This is a genomic window from Sorangium sp. So ce131, from assembly GCF_051519095.1.
Classification (GTDB): Bacteria; Myxococcota_A; Polyangia; order Polyangiales; family Polyangiaceae; genus Sorangium.
On record NZ_CP150455.1, the window covers coordinates 1,714,369 to 1,729,414 of the forward strand.

Sequence of the window (15,046 nt, forward strand, 5' to 3'; positions counted from 1 at the left end):
TCGATGAGCGCCGCGTCGCCTGGTGGTCCCGCGGCGCTGGCGAGGGCTCTTCCCGTTGCGCTGGCGTGCGACTCGAGCGAACGGCGCGGTCGCGCGGCGCCCGCGGCCGGCCTGCGCGTTACCCGCTCGTCGCCCCGACCCTTCCTGTGACGCTCGCGCTGGCGCGCACGCTCACCTGGATGCGCACCGACGCGCTCGCCGAGGCCTCGGCCGCCCCGGCGACACACGCGAGCGCGTGGGTCCCTGCGTCGCCCACGATGCGCGGCAGCGCGGCGCCGACCTGGGCCACCACCTGGGCGTCGCCGATCAGCCGGCGCCCGAGGGCGACCTCCGCGTGCAGCAGCGCCGGCAGGTTGGCCTGCAGGGTCGCCGCGAGCCGCGCGGCCATCTCGGCGCCCTGCGACGCGCGCACCTGGACGAGCGCGGGCGTGCAGGCGGCGTACACGTCGGCGTGGGCGCGGCAGCTCGCCTCGCACTCCGCGTCGGCGCTCGGGGGCCGCACCATCCCCGCGCATTGCGGCGCCTGCCAGGTGCCCTCGCAGCGCGCGTGGCAGGCGGCGTCGCAGCCCCCGTCGCACTCGCCGTTGCATTGCCCCACGCAGCGCCCCTGCGCGTCATAGGCGGAGCACTGCCCCCGGCACTGCCCGGTGCAGCGTCCGTCGCACCGCCCGGTGCAGCGGCCCTGGCAGTAGCCGGAGAGCCGCGCGGGCTCGCACTGCGCGACGATCTGCCCCGGATCGAGCGCGACGTCGCACGCGCCGCTGCAGCGCGCCCCGGCCTGCGCGTTCGCCTGGCAGGCCGGCGGCGTGACCCCGACCTGAACCGCGACGCCCTGGCGCAGGATGGCGTCGATCGCGGCGGAGACCGCGCCGCAGGCGCCGCTGGCCGTTCCGCCCGCCTCGTCGCGCGGCGCCATGTGCGCGGGAGGGATGCCCAGGTCCGCGCCGATGCGGCGGCAGGCGTCGGCGACCTGCGACTCGATGGCCGCCGACACGGCGGCCATGTCCTTGGCCGCCTGCACGAACGTCCGGACCTTGGCGTTCGCCCGCGCGTCCGCGGAGAACTGGGCGCCGAGGACGTCGCCCGGCCCGCGCAGCTCGGGGCAGACGGCCTCGCCTACGCCCTCGAGGTGGGCGAGCTCCGAGCAGCTCAGGCCGGCGGCGGACGCGAGGAGCGCGAGGGCGAGGAGTCCGCGGAGGGAGTGGGCGATGGCCATGGAGACGGCATTACCACAGGTGCACGGGCGTTGCTGGGCATGATGCCGTGAATGGCGTCCTGCCGCCTTGTCCTCGACCGCCCCTCCGTCTTTCGTCTCTCGTCTTTCGTCTTTCGTCTTTCGTCCTTCGTCTTTCGTGCTCGTCTTTCGTCCTTCGTCTTTCGTGCTCGTCTTCGTGATCGTGATCGTGATCGTGATCGCTATCTCTCGTCCCTCACTCCTCCGGATCTTCGAGTTTGACCTCGTGCTCAACATGGTCGCGGGCACACGCCCAGTGGTCGTGGATGTGCACGGAATAATCGATCACGATCACGATCACGAAGACGAGCACGAAAGACGAGAGACGAAGGACGAAAGACGAGAGACGAAGGACGAGAGACCTATCTCTACTGCTGTCCCGCGCTCCCCCCCGCCGGCCGCCACCCGAGGATCCGCAGCGCGTTCCGCGAGAAGACCTTCTCCACATCCCCCCGGCTCATCCCCCGCTGCCGCAGCCGCGCCGCCAGCGCCGGCAGCGCCGCGGCGTCGGCGAGCCCCTTCGGCGTCGTGATCCCTCCGTCGAAATCCGAGCCGATCGCGACGTGATCCACGCCCGCCACCCGGACCATGTGGTCGACCTGCGCGACCACATCCTCCACGTCCGCCTCGCTCGTCCCGTTCACGAACGGCGCATGGAAATTGAGCCCCGCGACGCCGCCGCTCCGCCCGATGAGCCGCAGCTGCTCGTCGGTCAGGTTGCGCGGCCGATCCGCCACCGCGCGCGCGTTCGAGTGGGTCGCGACGATCGGCGCGCCGTGCGCCGCCGCGATCGGCACGAGGTCCGCGAACGCGGCGTCCGAGATGTGCGAGACGTCGATGAGCGCGCCCTTCGCGTAGACGCGCTCGCAGAACCGCTTGCCGAGCTCGGTCAGCCCGAACGAGGCCGGCTCGCCCGTCGCCGACGACGAGAGCCGCGTGTTCTTCGCGTGGTTCGGGCTGATGAGCCGCACGCCGCGCTCGATGAAGCGATCGATCTGCGCGATGTCCTCCGCGAACGCGCCCGCCCCCTCGATCGAGAGGAACGTGCTGATCCTCCCCGGCTCGGCCCGCGCCGCGCCGAGCGGGAGGAACACCGGGTTCGCGGCGACGATCGCCTCGACCGTGGCGAGGACCGCGTCCGCGTCCTCGATCCGCGGGCCCTCGGGGCGCGCCCGGTCCGGCAGGTAGATGGGCAGCACGATGCCGAGGTAGTTGCCCGCGACGAGCGTCTCCCGGCGGGCGTGGCCCTCGTCGAGGCGCCGGTCGCGACCCTTGAAGTGCACCTGCCAGGGCACGTCGACGTGCAGATCGACCACCTGCACGGGGGGCTCGGGCGGGTCGCCGCGCGTCGGGCGCGGCGCGCCGAGCGCGCCGGCGGCGCACGCGACGGCCAGCGCGGCCCGGGTGCGGCCGGCGGCGCTCACCCGCTCACCAGCACGCCGAGCGCGAAGCCGACGCCGAGGCAGACGAGGCCGATCACCCCCACGAGCCACCAGGCTGCGCCTCCCCCGGAGAGCTCGCCCTCCGCGGCGAGCGGCACCTCCACGACCTGCACGTCGTAGCGACCGCCCGTGAGCGTGGGCACGCCCGTCGGCCGCTGCGCGCTGATGTGCGTCGGGCTGGCGGCGACCGGGAACGTCGCCGTGGGCGCCACCGAGGAGGTCGGCTGCGCGGGCGGCGCGGTCCTCGGCGGCGGCACCGTGGGCGGCCGCGCCCCGCTCGGGACGCCGGACACCACGCCGCCGTGCATCGGCATCTGCGACAGCTGCTGCGGCGACTGCGCCATCGGCTGCGGCGTCGGCACCTGCGGCGTCGGCACCTGCGGCGCCGGCGGCACCTGCGGCATCTGCGACGTCTGGGGCACCTGCGACATCCGGGGCACCAGCGAGGGTATCGGCGGCGGCGGGGACGACGCATGCGCCCCCGGCACCGCGATGCCCGCGCGGTGGGCGACGGCGGAAAGCGTCTGCGCCATCTCCTCCGCCGTCTGGAAGCGCCCGTTCACGTCCTTGGAGAGGGCGCGCTGGAAGAAGAGGCCCCAGGAGGCGAGGTGCGGGGCGACCTGCTCGATCGGGCGCACCTCCTTGGCGAGCACGGCGGTGAGCCGCGCGAACTCGTTCTCGGCCGGGAACGGCTGCGTCGCCGTCAGCATCTCGTAGAAGATCACGCCGACGCTCCAGAGATCGGTGCGCGCGTCGACCCCCTTCGCGTTCTTGATCTGCTCGGGGCTCATGTAGCCGGGCGTCCCGAGGAGCGTGCCCGCGCGCGTCTTCAGGCCCATGCCGCCGGCCGCGTCCATCACCTTCGCGATGCCGAAATCGAGCACCTTCACGCGGAAGCCGCCGCGCGCGTCGCGCACGAGGAACAGGTTCTCCGGCTTCAGATCGCGGTGGACCACCTTGTGCGCGTGCGCGGCCATCAGCGCCTGGAGCACCTCGTGCAGGATCGGGACGGCCTGCTGCGGCGGGATGGGGTTGCCCTGATCGATGTACGCGGCGAGCGGGACCCCCTGGAGGAGCTCCATCACGAGGTAGGGCGTGCCGTCCTCGGCGCGGGCCGCCTCGAAGACCGAGGCGATGTTCGGGTGGACGAACCCCTTCGTCGCCTCGGCCTCGGCGAAGAAGCGCTGGAGGACCAGCTCGTCCTGCGTGAACTCGGGGTGCAGCACCTTGATCGCGCGTTTGCCCTCGCCGCGCAGCCCCTCCGCCTCGTAGACGGCGCCCATGCCCCCCTCGCCGAGGAGGCGCACGATCCGGAAGCGCCCGTTCAGCACGGCGCCCACGAGCTGGTGGGCAGGGCTCGAAGGGTCGACCACGCGAGGACTGTACCAAAGCTTGCGCGCGGCCCGCTCGCCGAAACTTTGCCGCGCCCGCGAGCGCGGCGGGCTCGCCGAACGCGGCGGGCTTGCCGAACGCGGCGGGCTTGCCGAACGCGGCGGGCTCGCCGAACGCGGCAGGCTCGCCGAACGCGGCGGGCTCGCGACGGGCGCGGCGCCTCAGGGCGCGGCGTTCGCCACGGCCGAGCGGGCCGACGGGCTCGCGGGGAGCGGCGTGCGCAGCGCCTCGCTCGGCTGATCGGGCGCGTAGAGGTGCTCGTAGACGGCGAGGCTCGCCATGACGCGCTTCGTGTAGAGCCGCGTCTCCTCGTACGGGATGCGCTCGACCCAGAGGTCGAAGCTCTGCGACGGGCGCTCGGTGATCCACCGCTTCGGCGCGCCGCCGCCCGCGTTGTACGAGGGGATCGCGAGCAGCGGGTTGTCCGGGAACTGGCCGCGCAGCACCGAGAGGTAGCGGCAGCCGAGCGCGACGTTGATCTCGGGGCGCCTCAGCGCCTCGGCGCTCCACGGCAGGCCGAGCGGCTTGGCCATGCGCTTCGCGGTCGGCACGATGAGCTGCATCAGCCCGAACGCCTCCGCGGGCGAGGCCACCTTCGGGTCGAAGGCCGACTCCTCGCGCATGATCGCGTAGGCGAGCGCCTCCGGGATCCCGCTGCGCTTCGCCTCGGCGGCGACGATGCCCGCGAACGGGCGCGGGTAGGCGAGCTCCCAGGCGCCGCGCCAGCGGCCGACCGGGTAGTGGTCGACCCAGTCGCCCGGGATCTCGACGCCCCCGTCGGCGCCGGCCGCGGCCGCCATCGCCGCGCGCAGGACGCTGTACGACTGCGGCAGCGCGCCCGCGCGCGCGAGCAGGAACGCCGAGGCCCACATCACCTCGCGCGGCGCGGTGCGGGCCCCGACGCCGAGCAGGTCGAGCTCGCGCCGCGCGAGCTTCGCCTCGCCCTGGCGCGCGAGCTCGACGGCGCGCGCGAACGCGGGCTGCGCGAAGGCGGGGCTCCTGAGCTCGGCGTACGGCGCGGCCGCGTCCCGCGCCGCGGCGTCGCTCAGGGCGCGCTGGGCCGCGGCGGGGTCGCCCTCGGCGAGCCGGGCGTGGGCGAGCGCCATGTAGAACGAGAGCGGGTACTCGCGGATCACCTGCTCGAGCAGCGCCTTGCCCTTGTCGGGCGAGCCGGTCTCGATGTGGGCGCGGCCGAGGTAGTAGGGGAGCCTGCCGGCGGCGTGGTACGCGCGCTCGTGCGGGAACCGCTCGAGCGCGCGCGTGAGCGGCCGGACCGCGCCCGCCCAGCTGCCGTGCTCCATCTCGAAGAGCGCGAGCTCGAACAGCCCGTCGGCGACCATGTCGCCCGCGGGGTAGTCGTCGGGCATGGCGGTGAGCAGCTGCGCGAACTGCGCCTGGTCGCCGAGCGCGAGCAGCGCGCGCGCCCCGAGGTACCGCGCGTCGTCCGCGAGCCGGTGCGACGGGTACTCCTTCTCGAGCAGCGCGAAGCGCGCGGCGGCCTCGGCGTGCCGATCCACGCGGAGCGAGGCGCGGCCGGCGTTGTAGAGCGTCTCGGGCCGGCGCGGCGCGGGCGCGGGGGGCGCCGGGGGCGCGGCGGTGGGCTCCGAGGGGGCGCTGGAGAGCGCCGAGGGACCGGCGGGAGAGCCCGCGCCGCCGGGCGCTGCGGAGGCCGTGGCGCCGCCGGGCGCAGCGGCCGCCGTGGCTCCGCCGGCCGCGGCGGCCGTGGCGCTGCCGGCTGCGGCGGCCGTGGCGCCGCCGGCTGCGGCTGCTCCGGCCGGCGCGGCCGCCGCGCACCGCTCGATCGCCGTGCCGTACACGTCGGCCGCCTCGGCCCTGCGCCGGAGCCGCCCGAGCGCCTCGCCGTGCGCGGCGAACGCGTCGCAGGCGAACGCCGAGGGCGCCTGCGCGTCGGGCAGGGCGATCAGCGCGCTGGTGACGGCGAGGGCTTCCTTGTCCTGCCGCGAGGCGAGCAGGGCGCGCGCGCGGGCGAGCAGGTCGGCGGGGCCCGGATCGAGGAACGGCTTGCGCCGCGCGAACGGCAGCGTCGAGAGCGCCTGGTCCTCGAGCTCCTTCGCCTCCCCGGCGCCGGCGCCGCCCGGCGCCTCGTCGCGGATGCGGCGGGCGAGGCGGATCGCCTCCTCGGCGCGGGCCTCGCTCGGGTGGCGGAGCAGCGCGCGCACGAAGCGGAGCGCCTCGGGCACCCACACGGACGCCGGCCAGCTCCGGCCGAGGTAGGCCCGCCACCGCGCGGCCGCGCCCTCGATGTCGCCCTTGTCGGCGAGCGCGCCGGCGACGACGCGATCGATCTCGTCGGCGACCGCGACGTCCGACGCGACGGCGCGCGCGCGCTCCAGCGCCGCGTCGGCCTGCCCCGCCTTGGCGAGGAGCTCGGCCGCCGCGAACCGCGCGTGGTCGGCGAGCGGCCCGCCCGCCGCCGCGGCCGCGTCGTACTCCCTCGCGGCGCCGAGCGGATCCCCCGCGAGCGCGCGCAGCCGCCCGAGCTGGTAGCGCCACGCCGCCGCGTCCGCGGCCGAGGGGGGCGCGGCGAGCGCCTGGGCCAGCGCCGCGGCCGCGCCGGCGTACGCCTCCTGCTCCACGAGCTTCTGCACCGCGGCGAGCCGGGGGTCGCCCAGCACGAGGGTGAGGCGCTCGGGTTCGAACACCGGCGCCTCGCCCGGCGCGCCCGCGACGACGGGCCCCGTCGCCGCCGCGGCGGGCGGGGCCGCCTGCGGTGAGCCGGGCGGGGGGCAGCGCGGGGGGCACGTCGCCTCCCCGCGCTGCGCGGGGGGCGCGCCGGCGCACGAGGCGCCGAGCGCGGCGGTCAGCGCCAGCGCGCCGGTCAAGGCCAGCGCGGCGGCCCCGGAGCGGGCATCCAACCTGAACATGCCTGCACCATACTCCGGATCGCGCGGTCGCACAGGCTTTCAGGGGAGCGGCGCGGGGCCGGCCGACGCGCGGCGATGCGGCGATGCAGGGGGCGGCGACGACCGTGGTCGCCATCCGCGGCGCGGCGCGCCGCGATGCAGGGGCGGCGACGACCGTGGTCGCCATCGCGGCGCGGCGCGCGGCGATCAGGGCGCGGCGACGACCGTGGCGGCGACCGTCGCGAAGCGCAGGAGGTTGCCGGAGCGGGCCACGAGCGTGAGGTCGAAGAACGACCCCTCGGTGAGCTCACCCGAGGCCCCGACCTCCAGGGCGCCGCCGGAGGCGTCCGGCGGGATGGCGAGCGGCATGATGGCGAGCCCGGGCGGAGGTGCATTGGCGATCACCTCGATGGGCTCCTCGAAGCCGTTGAATCGGCGGATCGTGAGGTCGACCGTCGTCGTCCCGCCATAGGGGATCTCGATGGCGGGCTGGACGATGAACAGCGCGAAGTCGGGCTTCATGTCCACGCCCCCCGCGCCTCCGCCGCCCTCTCCTGCGCCGCCCGCGCCCCCTGCGCCGCCCTCTCCTGCGCCGCCATGCCCCGCGGCGCCGCCCGTCGTGCCCGACTGTCCGCCGGCGCCTCCGGTGCCGCCCTCGCCCTCGGACGGGCCGCTGGAGCACCCGAAGGTCGAGAGGGTGATCGCCATTGCCACAACAAAGCTGTAGCTCTGCTGTAAACGCATCGAGTCGTGCCTCGTTGTCGAAGGAAGTCGTTTTGCGTCCGAGGTGGATGCCTCGGGACGCGCCACGGTCACGCTATCGTCGCTCCAGCGCGGGCCGCAAGCGGGTGCCTCGGTTGCGTCGGGGAAAGCCGGGGAGGACCGGCGCGCCACGTCGCGAGGGGCGCCGCGGCTGCATCGGGCAAAGCGGGGGAGGGCCAGCGCGCCACGTCGCGAGGGGGCGCGCCGGCGGTCGGAGGTCGGAGGTGGTGTGAGCGGCGAGGCGGGGAGGGGAGCGGGTGCTACTGCGCTTCGCAGGCGAGGTAGACGCGGATGTCCTCGATCGTGGCGTCGGGCAGCTTGCCGCCGCCTTGCGGCATCGTGCCCTCGACGATCGACTCGTACATCTCTCCCCCTTCGCTCCGGATGGACTCGGGGTCGTCGACGTTGATTTCGGCGGGGATGGTGCCGCGGACCGTGCCGGTGAGGGCCGTGGTGTGACAGACCTGGCAGTGGGTTTCGAGGGCCTGGGCGCCCGCTGCCTGCTGCGCGGCGGAGTCGGCCGGGCACTCCCCGAGGTCGTGCGGGTCGCTGCCGTTGCCCCCGTCGCCGTCGCCGCCGCCGCAACCTTGGAGAGCGCCAATCATGAGGGGCGCAAGGCAGAACAAGAAGACCGTACGAACGCGCATCAAAGCACCTCAACAGCTTGTTAGGGGAAGCGTGGCGAGCCGGATTCGAGCCTCAGCCGTGCAGGCCAGCCGGCCGCCGCGCGCGGATGGTGCCTGGCGGCGCGCATGAGGTCAACAAAGACAGGCGAGCACGGCGCCGGAAGGACGCCGTGGCGAGGGCATATGGCCGCAAAGGGGAGGTGCCCGCGCTGCCGAGCTGCAAGGCGCCGTGGGGAGGGGCCGCGCTCGCCGGCGTGGCGCGGGCGGGCGCGCCGAGCACCGACCAAGGTGCCATAAGGTCCCGGGTGTCTCGGCGCTCCAGGCGCGCCTTGTGTGGCGCGCAACATAACGTCCCAGTTGTCGAGGCCCGAAGGGAGACATGCCGGGCGGTGTTCCCAGCGCAAGCTCCCACGCCCCGGTCTTGCCGGATGGCCAGCGCCCGCCCGCGCCACGCCGGCGAGCGCGGCCCCTCCCCACGGCGCCCGCGTCGCCGCCTCGCGGCCCGCCGCGTCGCGCGGCGCATCGCGCGACGCTCCGCATCCGCAGCCTAGCTCGCGCGCCGCCGCTCCAGGTGGCTCTTCATCGCCTTCAGGTCCCCGTGCACGGCCTTCTTGAAGCTCCCGATGAACAGCCGCCCGAGCGTCTCCATGAACCACCCCATCCCGGCGATCTCGCCATCCATCTTCAGGAGCGTGCCCTCGCCCTGGGGCTCGAAGACGTAACGGAAGCGGTACGCCCCCCGCCCGGTCGTGCCCTTCTGGCCGTCGACGAAGAGATCCAGGACCTTGCCCGGATCCGCCGCCGTGACCTCGAACTGCTCGGTGGACTCCTTGCCGAACATCTTGCGCGTCTCGCGCCACATCGCGCCCTTGCCGACGACGCCGTCCGTGAGCTTCTCCACCCGCACGAAATTGGGCATCCAGTCGCCGAACGAGTCGATGTCCGTCGCGAGCCGGAAGACCTCCTCGGGCGGCGCATCGAATCGCTCTTCAATGGTGAATCGGAGCGGCATCTCGTGGCTCTCCTAGGTTGGCCGGCGCACCGGGCGCATCGTGCCGGAACCGCTCCTCGGCCGTCAACGCCAGCGTCGCGCGCCGCGGACCGGCGCAGACGCCGAGGAAACGCCGTGCTCGCCGGACGCACCTCGGCGCGCCGGCGTGGCCGCGCGCGGGCCTGGCCGCGCGCCGCGCGCGAAGCTCAGCCCTTCTTGCTCGGCGGGAGCAGCCTGCCCCGATCGCCCGTCTCGCCCTGCATCGGGCGGTGCAGGATGATCTTGCGGCCCGCCTCGCGCCCGTGCGCGTGCGCGGCGGTCCGCTGGTTGCCCGCGTGGCGCAGGTGCTGCACGTGCGGGTGGCGCGTGCGGTAGTAGCTGTCCAGGTCGGCGTCCCTCACCCAGACGAGGCCCTGCTCGGCGGACGCCTTGCGCTCCGTGTTCAGCTTCTCGAGGAACCCGAGCATCACGCCGGCCAGGTACGTCCGGCGATCCTTGTTGCCCTTCACGCCGTGGGTCCGCTTGTGCTCGGCCCACAGCTGCTCGGCCGTGTGGTGCAGGAACGCGTGCACGTAGGCCGCCATCTCCAGGTTCGCCGGCGTCCCGCAGACCTCGAGCACGCTGCCGCGCTTGCCCTCGAGCGGCACGTAGACGGGCACCCAGATCGCCTCGACGAAGAAGTGCTTGCCGAGGATGCCCCCGACGATCCGCTCGCTCTCGCCCACGCGCCCGCTCGGCTCGCCCAGGTGCCGGTAGCCGTACTGCCGCGCGGCGCGCGCCTTCGCGACGTCGAGGTTGTACTTCAGCATCAGCCGCTGCGCGGCGCCCATCGCCGCCTGCGCCTCGTTCGCGTTCGGGCTCTCGGCGAGCGCGAGCAGCCGCGCGATCCGGTCGAGGATCCGGGCGTCCGCGGCGTCCGCCGCGGCGCCGGCGGCCGACGCCCCGCCGCCGCCCGCGGCCTGCGCCCCGCCGCCGGCGGCCGGCATCCCGGCCGCGGTCGCGTCGATGCCGAGCCGCGCGCACACGTCCCGGAACGCCGGGCCGTGCGCCGCCTCGTCCGTCACGCCCAGCACCTCGTGCACGTACTGGTGCGCCATCTCGTGCTTCAGCACCTCGATCACGACCGGCCACGGCTGCTCCAGGACGAGCGGCCGCGAGATCTCGATCGCGCGCGCCTCCGAGATCCACCGCCCGAGCCGGCTCGTCGCGTCCGACAGCTCGATGGACGCCGAGCGCAGCTTGCGCCGGAAATGCGTGTAGTTGAGGCTCTGGTACGCGGCCATGAGCTCGCGCACGAGCGCCGCCTCGAGCTCGGCGCTGAGCCGCGCGGCCACCTGGCGCGGCGGCTCGGGCGCCGGCGCGCCGGCGGCGGAGGGAGAATCGACGGGCGGCGCTGCGGTCCCCGGGGGCCGCTCTGCGCCGCGCAACCCGTTCAAGGAGAGCTGCTCCGGCATGCGGACGCCTCTCATGGCACGCCCCGGGCGGCTGTCGACGGGTTTCTCTCCCGGTCCCACCCCCGCAGCCGGCCGGACGCGTCATCAGGACGTCACCGAGGTGCCCCAGAAACGTTCCCGATACGCCACGTCCTCGCTAGACTCGCGCGCCTGCCGTGCTCCGCTCGAAGGTGCTGAACGTTTCCCAGGCGGTCGACGCGAACGCGCCGAGCCGTCGGTCCCGCGATCTCGCCCGCGATCTCGCCCGCGATCCGGCCGCCGCGCGCGCCGCGGCGTACTCCCGGCTGCGCGCGTTCGCCCGCGCCCGGCGCCGCTACGGTCGCCTGTTCCTCTCGGTCCCGCTGCTGCTCGTCGTGCTCGCGGACGTGCACATCCGCGGCGACCGGCTGCTCGCGCTGAGCGGGAAGCACGTGGCGAGCTACCTCGGCGCGATGGTCGAGAGCGCCGCGCTCTGGGGGCTCTTGCTCTTCGCGGCCTCGTCGCGGCGCGGGGCGTGCCGGTGGCTCTCGGCGCTCCTGTTCGTCGTGCTCGCGACGCTGTCGCTCGGCGGCCAGCTCTACTTCCACCGCCAGTACGCGACGTACCTCAACCTCGACGCCACGCTCTTCGGGACCTCGCTCTCGGCGAGCCTCTTCGGCCAGCTCCGGGCCGACGGGGAGCATTTTCTCCGCGCGGTCCTGCCGCCGCTCGCGCTCGCGATCGCGCTCGTGTGGCTCGCCCGGCGGATCGTGCCGCACCGCCGCACGGCGTGGGCGCGCGCCGCCCGCCTCGCGGCGCCCGCGGCCGTGGCGGCCGCCTTCCTGCTGCCGTGCTCCTACCGCACGGTGCAGGCCTCGACGCCGGACGTCATCTACTTCCACGCGATCGGCGGCCTCCTCAAGGAGCTCGCCGGCGTCCAGACCACGGCGCAGGTGCGCCCCGGGCTCCGCACGCCGCCCGCGCTGCCGGCGGTCACGCCGAGGCCGGGCCCGCGGCGCAACGTGCTCTTCATCCTGACCGAGAGCGTGCGCGCCGACGCGACCTGCTCGGCGCCCGCGACGGGCGAGGGCGGCGCGGCCCGCGGCGCGTGCCCGGGCACGCCGCGCATCGACGCGGCGACGCCCCGCCGGCTGCCGCTCGCGCAGATGCGCTCCAACGCCTCGACGACGGCGATCGGGCTCGCCGTGCTCTGGTCCGGCCTCCAGCCGATCGCGACCCGCGAGGAGCTCCACTCGGCCCCGCTGATCTTCGATTACGCGCACGCCGCCGGCTTCGACAGCGCGTACTGGACGAGCCACCACATGATGTTCGCCAACTCGCGCCTCTACGTGCAGGACCTGCCGGTCTCGCACCAGTGCGGCGCGACCGAGCTCGATCCGCTCGCGGACATCGATCTCGGGGCCGACGACCGGCTGCTGTCGGCGCACGTGCGCGCCGAGCTCCCCTCGCTGCGCGAGCCGTTCGTCGCCGTGGCGCACTTCGGGAACACCCACGTCCCGTACCTGGTCGACCCGGCGGACGCGCCGTTCCAGCCGGCCCTCGAGAGCAAGGCGCCCGACGACAACGAGGCGTACCGCAACTTCTACAGGAACGCGGTCTACCGGCAGGACGCGGCGATCGCGGAGCTCATCCGCTTCGTCCGGGGCCTGCCCGCGGGCGAGCGCACGGTGATCGTGTTCACCTCGGACCACGGCGAGGCGTTCCGGGAGCACGGGCAGCTCGGGCACACGGGCTCGATCCTCGAGGAGGAGATCCGGGTGCCGGGCTGGATCGACGCGCCGCCGGGCACGCTGACGCCCGAGGAGGAGCGCGCGATCCGCGCGGCGCGCGACGAGCCCGTCTTCCACACCGACGTGGCGCCGACGCTGCTCGACCTGATGGGCCTGTGGGAGGAGCCGGCGCTCGCGCGGCACCGGGCGGCGATGGTCGGGCACAGCCTGCTGCGGCCGTCGCCGGGGCCGGCGGCGCTGGCGCTCACGAACTGCACCGGGATCTGGGGCTGCGCGTTCAAGAACTGGGGGATGATGCGCGGCACCATGAAGCTCGAGTCGCGCGCCTGGGACACGACCTGGCACTGCTACGACGTGCTCGCCGACCCCGGCGAGCAGCACGACCTCGGACCCGCCGCCTGCGGCGACCTGCCGCGGCTCGCGGACGCCGTCTACGGCGGCCCCGCCGGCAGCGTCGACGTCCCGGTCCACCTCCGCGCCGGCGCGGCGGGGCCTCGCCGCGACTGATCCCGGATGACGTCGACCATCGACCGAGACCGCGGCGCGCCGGCGCCGCGCGACGGCGCGCCCGCGCCCCGCCCCCCTGGTGAACCCGGCCGGCCCGCGCGCGCTGGCCGCCCGCGCGCGGCGCGCCGGGCTGCCCGCCGGCGGCGGCGCCTGCTCGCCTTCGCGCTGCTCGCCTCGCCGGCGCTCTGGTTCCTCGTCGCCGACGTGGCGCGGCGCGGGCGCCACCTGCTCACGTTCGACCGGTTGCACGCGGCGGGGTACGCCGCGACCGTCGTCGCGTCGATGGGGTTCTGGGGCGTCCTGCTCTACGTCGCCTCGGGGCGCCGCGGCGCCCTGCGCGGCATGGCCGCCGGGCTGTTCGCCGCCCTCTTCACGCTCGCGTGCGGCGTCCAGGGGGGCTTCCACGCCCTCTACAACGTCTATTGCTCGATCGACTCCCAGATCCACTCCCAGTCGATCCCCTGGTCGATCGTGGGCACGCTCCCGCTCGGGCACCCGCGCGTGATCGCCCACCTCGCGCTCGCGTTCGGCCTCGCCCTCGCGGCGCTCGCCCTCGGGCGCCGCGTCGTGCGCCCGCGGCGGCGCTGGCGGCGCGTCGCCCAGGCGGCCGTCCCGCTGGCGCTCGCCGGGGCGGCGGTGATCCCGGTGAGTTACCGGGTGATCCAGTCGTCGTCGGCCGACATGATCTATTTCCACGGCGTCGCCGCGGTGGTCAAAGAGCACCTCGGGATCACCGACGACTCGCCCGACCTGCGGGTGCAGCGCCGGCAGACGGCGCCGGTGCCGCGGCTCGCCGCGCGCCCGGCGCGGCCGCGCAACGTGGTGCTCCTCCTGCAGGAGAGCCAGCGCGCGGACGTGACGTGCGTCGAGCACGACCCGGCGTGCGAGCAAGCGACGCCGTTCTCGAACGCCGCCGCGCCGGGCCGGATGCCCCTCTTGCAGATGCGGGCCCACGACTCGACCACGGCGATCTCCATCTCGAACATCTGGTCCGGCGTGTCGCCGACCGAGCGCCGCGAGGTGCTGAGCTCCGCCCCGCTGCTCTGGGACTACGCCCACGCGGCCGGGTGGGACACGGCGTACTGGACGAGCCAGAACCTCATGTTCGGCAACGCCCGGCTCTACGTGCAGGACATCCCGGTCTCGCACCGGGCGGTCGCGACCCAGCTCGATCCCGCCGCCGACCTCGACTACGGCGCGTATGACCGGCTGCTCACCGACCGTGTGATCGAGGAGTGGGGCGAGCTCGTCGAGCCGTTCTTCGCGGTCGTGCACTACTCGAACATCCACTACCCGTACGTCGTCGATCCGGAGCATTCGCCCTTTCAGCCCAGCGAGCTGAACAAGGCGCCCGAGAAGAACGACGAGTTCAAGAACTATTACAGGAACGTCGTGTACCTGTCGGACATGGCGGTCGGCCGGCTCATCGAGTTCATCCGGGGCTCGGCGAGCGGCGAGCGCACGGTCATCGTGTACACCTCGGATCATGGCGAGTCGTTCCGGGAGCACTGGCAGCTAGGCCACACGAGCTCGCTCTGGGACGAGGAGGTCCTCGTCCCCACGTGGATCGACGCGCCGGAGGGGACGCTCGCCCCGGAGGAGCGGGCGAGCATCGCCGGGGCGCGGGAAGAGTTCGTGTGGCACCTCGACCTCGCGCCGACGTTCCTCGATCTGATGGGCCTCTGGGACGAGCCCGCGCTCGCGCCGTTCCGCGCCCGGATGATGGGCCACCCGCTCACGAGGGAGGAGCGCACGGTCGCGCCGGTGCCGCTCACGAACTGCACGTGGCTGTGGGGGTGCGCCTTCCGCAACTGGGGGATGATGCAGGGGCCGATGAAGATCGAGGCGCGCGAGTGGGACGGCGAGTTCCACTGCTTCGATGTGCGGACGGATCCGCTGGAGCTCACCAACCTGGGAGAGCAGGCGTGCGCGCCGCTGCCGGATCTGGCGCGTGCGCTCTTCCACGAGATGCCGAACGTGACGCCGCCCGGGAGGCCGGAGGTCGACTGGCGAGGGGAGTGAGGCGGCGCTTACGGCGGCTCGGTCGTCGCCACGTCATCGCGCT

10 protein-coding genes are annotated in these 15,046 nt (G+C 74.6%); 2 read left to right on the top strand and 8 right to left on the bottom strand.

Translation table 11 applies throughout. The annotated features are described in order from the left end of the window. Positions 1–118: 118 nt before the first annotated feature. The 8 genes from WMF43_RS06230 to WMF43_RS06265 form a co-directional block, all read right to left on the bottom strand. Positions 119–1,216 (bottom strand): hypothetical protein, encoded by a 1,098-nt coding sequence (locus WMF43_RS06230; protein ID WP_437678202.1) that lies wholly within the window; start codon positions 1,214–1,216, stop codon positions 119–121. A 386-nt stretch (positions 1,217–1,602) separates the two neighbouring features. Then, positions 1,603–2,658 carry a dipeptidase gene (locus WMF43_RS06235; RefSeq protein ID WP_437678203.1) on the bottom strand — a complete coding sequence of 352 codons (1,056 nt, stop codon included), beginning with the start codon at positions 2,656–2,658 and terminating at the stop codon, positions 1,603–1,605. Next, a complete protein-coding gene (locus WMF43_RS06240; protein ID WP_437678205.1) occupies positions 2,655–4,049 on the bottom strand; it encodes a serine/threonine-protein kinase in 1,395 nt (464 codons plus the stop codon). The genes WMF43_RS06235 and WMF43_RS06240 overlap by 4 nt, the downstream gene beginning before the upstream one ends. Before the next feature lie 180 nt (positions 4,050–4,229). Then, on the bottom strand, positions 4,230–6,953 hold the full coding sequence (locus WMF43_RS06245; protein ID WP_437678207.1) for a transglycosylase SLT domain-containing protein: 2,724 nt from the start codon (positions 6,951–6,953) through the stop codon (positions 4,230–4,232). A gap of 186 nt (positions 6,954–7,139) precedes the next feature. Then, positions 7,140–7,640, bottom strand: a complete 501-nt coding sequence (locus tag WMF43_RS06250) for a hypothetical protein (protein ID WP_437678209.1) — start codon at positions 7,638–7,640, stop codon at positions 7,140–7,142. Between the two features lie 314 nt (positions 7,641–7,954). Continuing rightward, the gene (locus WMF43_RS06255) at positions 7,955–8,299 is read right to left on the bottom strand and encodes a c-type cytochrome (protein WP_437678211.1); all 345 of its coding nucleotides are present in this window, start codon (positions 8,297–8,299) and stop codon (positions 7,955–7,957) included. A gap of 568 nt (positions 8,300–8,867) precedes the next feature. Then, on the bottom strand, positions 8,868–9,332 hold the full coding sequence (locus WMF43_RS06260) for an SRPBCC family protein (RefSeq protein ID WP_437678213.1): 465 nt from the start codon (positions 9,330–9,332) through the stop codon (positions 8,868–8,870). A gap of 185 nt (positions 9,333–9,517) precedes the next feature. After that, the gene (locus WMF43_RS06265) at positions 9,518–10,765 is read right to left on the bottom strand and encodes a SprT-like domain-containing protein (protein ID WP_437678214.1); all 1,248 of its coding nucleotides are present in this window, start codon (positions 10,763–10,765) and stop codon (positions 9,518–9,520) included. A gap of 155 nt (positions 10,766–10,920) precedes the next feature. On the opposite strand from WMF43_RS06265, the gene WMF43_RS06270 reads away from it, so the two are divergent. Together WMF43_RS06270 and WMF43_RS06275 are read left to right on the top strand one after the other, a co-directional pair. Then, the gene (locus WMF43_RS06270; protein WP_437678216.1) at positions 10,921–12,981 is read left to right on the top strand and encodes a sulfatase-like hydrolase/transferase; all 2,061 of its coding nucleotides are present in this window, start codon (positions 10,921–10,923) and stop codon (positions 12,979–12,981) included. A 6-nt stretch (positions 12,982–12,987) separates the two neighbouring features. Then, on the top strand, positions 12,988–15,003 hold the full coding sequence (locus tag WMF43_RS06275) for a sulfatase-like hydrolase/transferase (protein WP_437678218.1): 2,016 nt from the start codon (positions 12,988–12,990) through the stop codon (positions 15,001–15,003). The last annotated feature ends 43 nt before the right edge of the window (positions 15,004–15,046 follow it).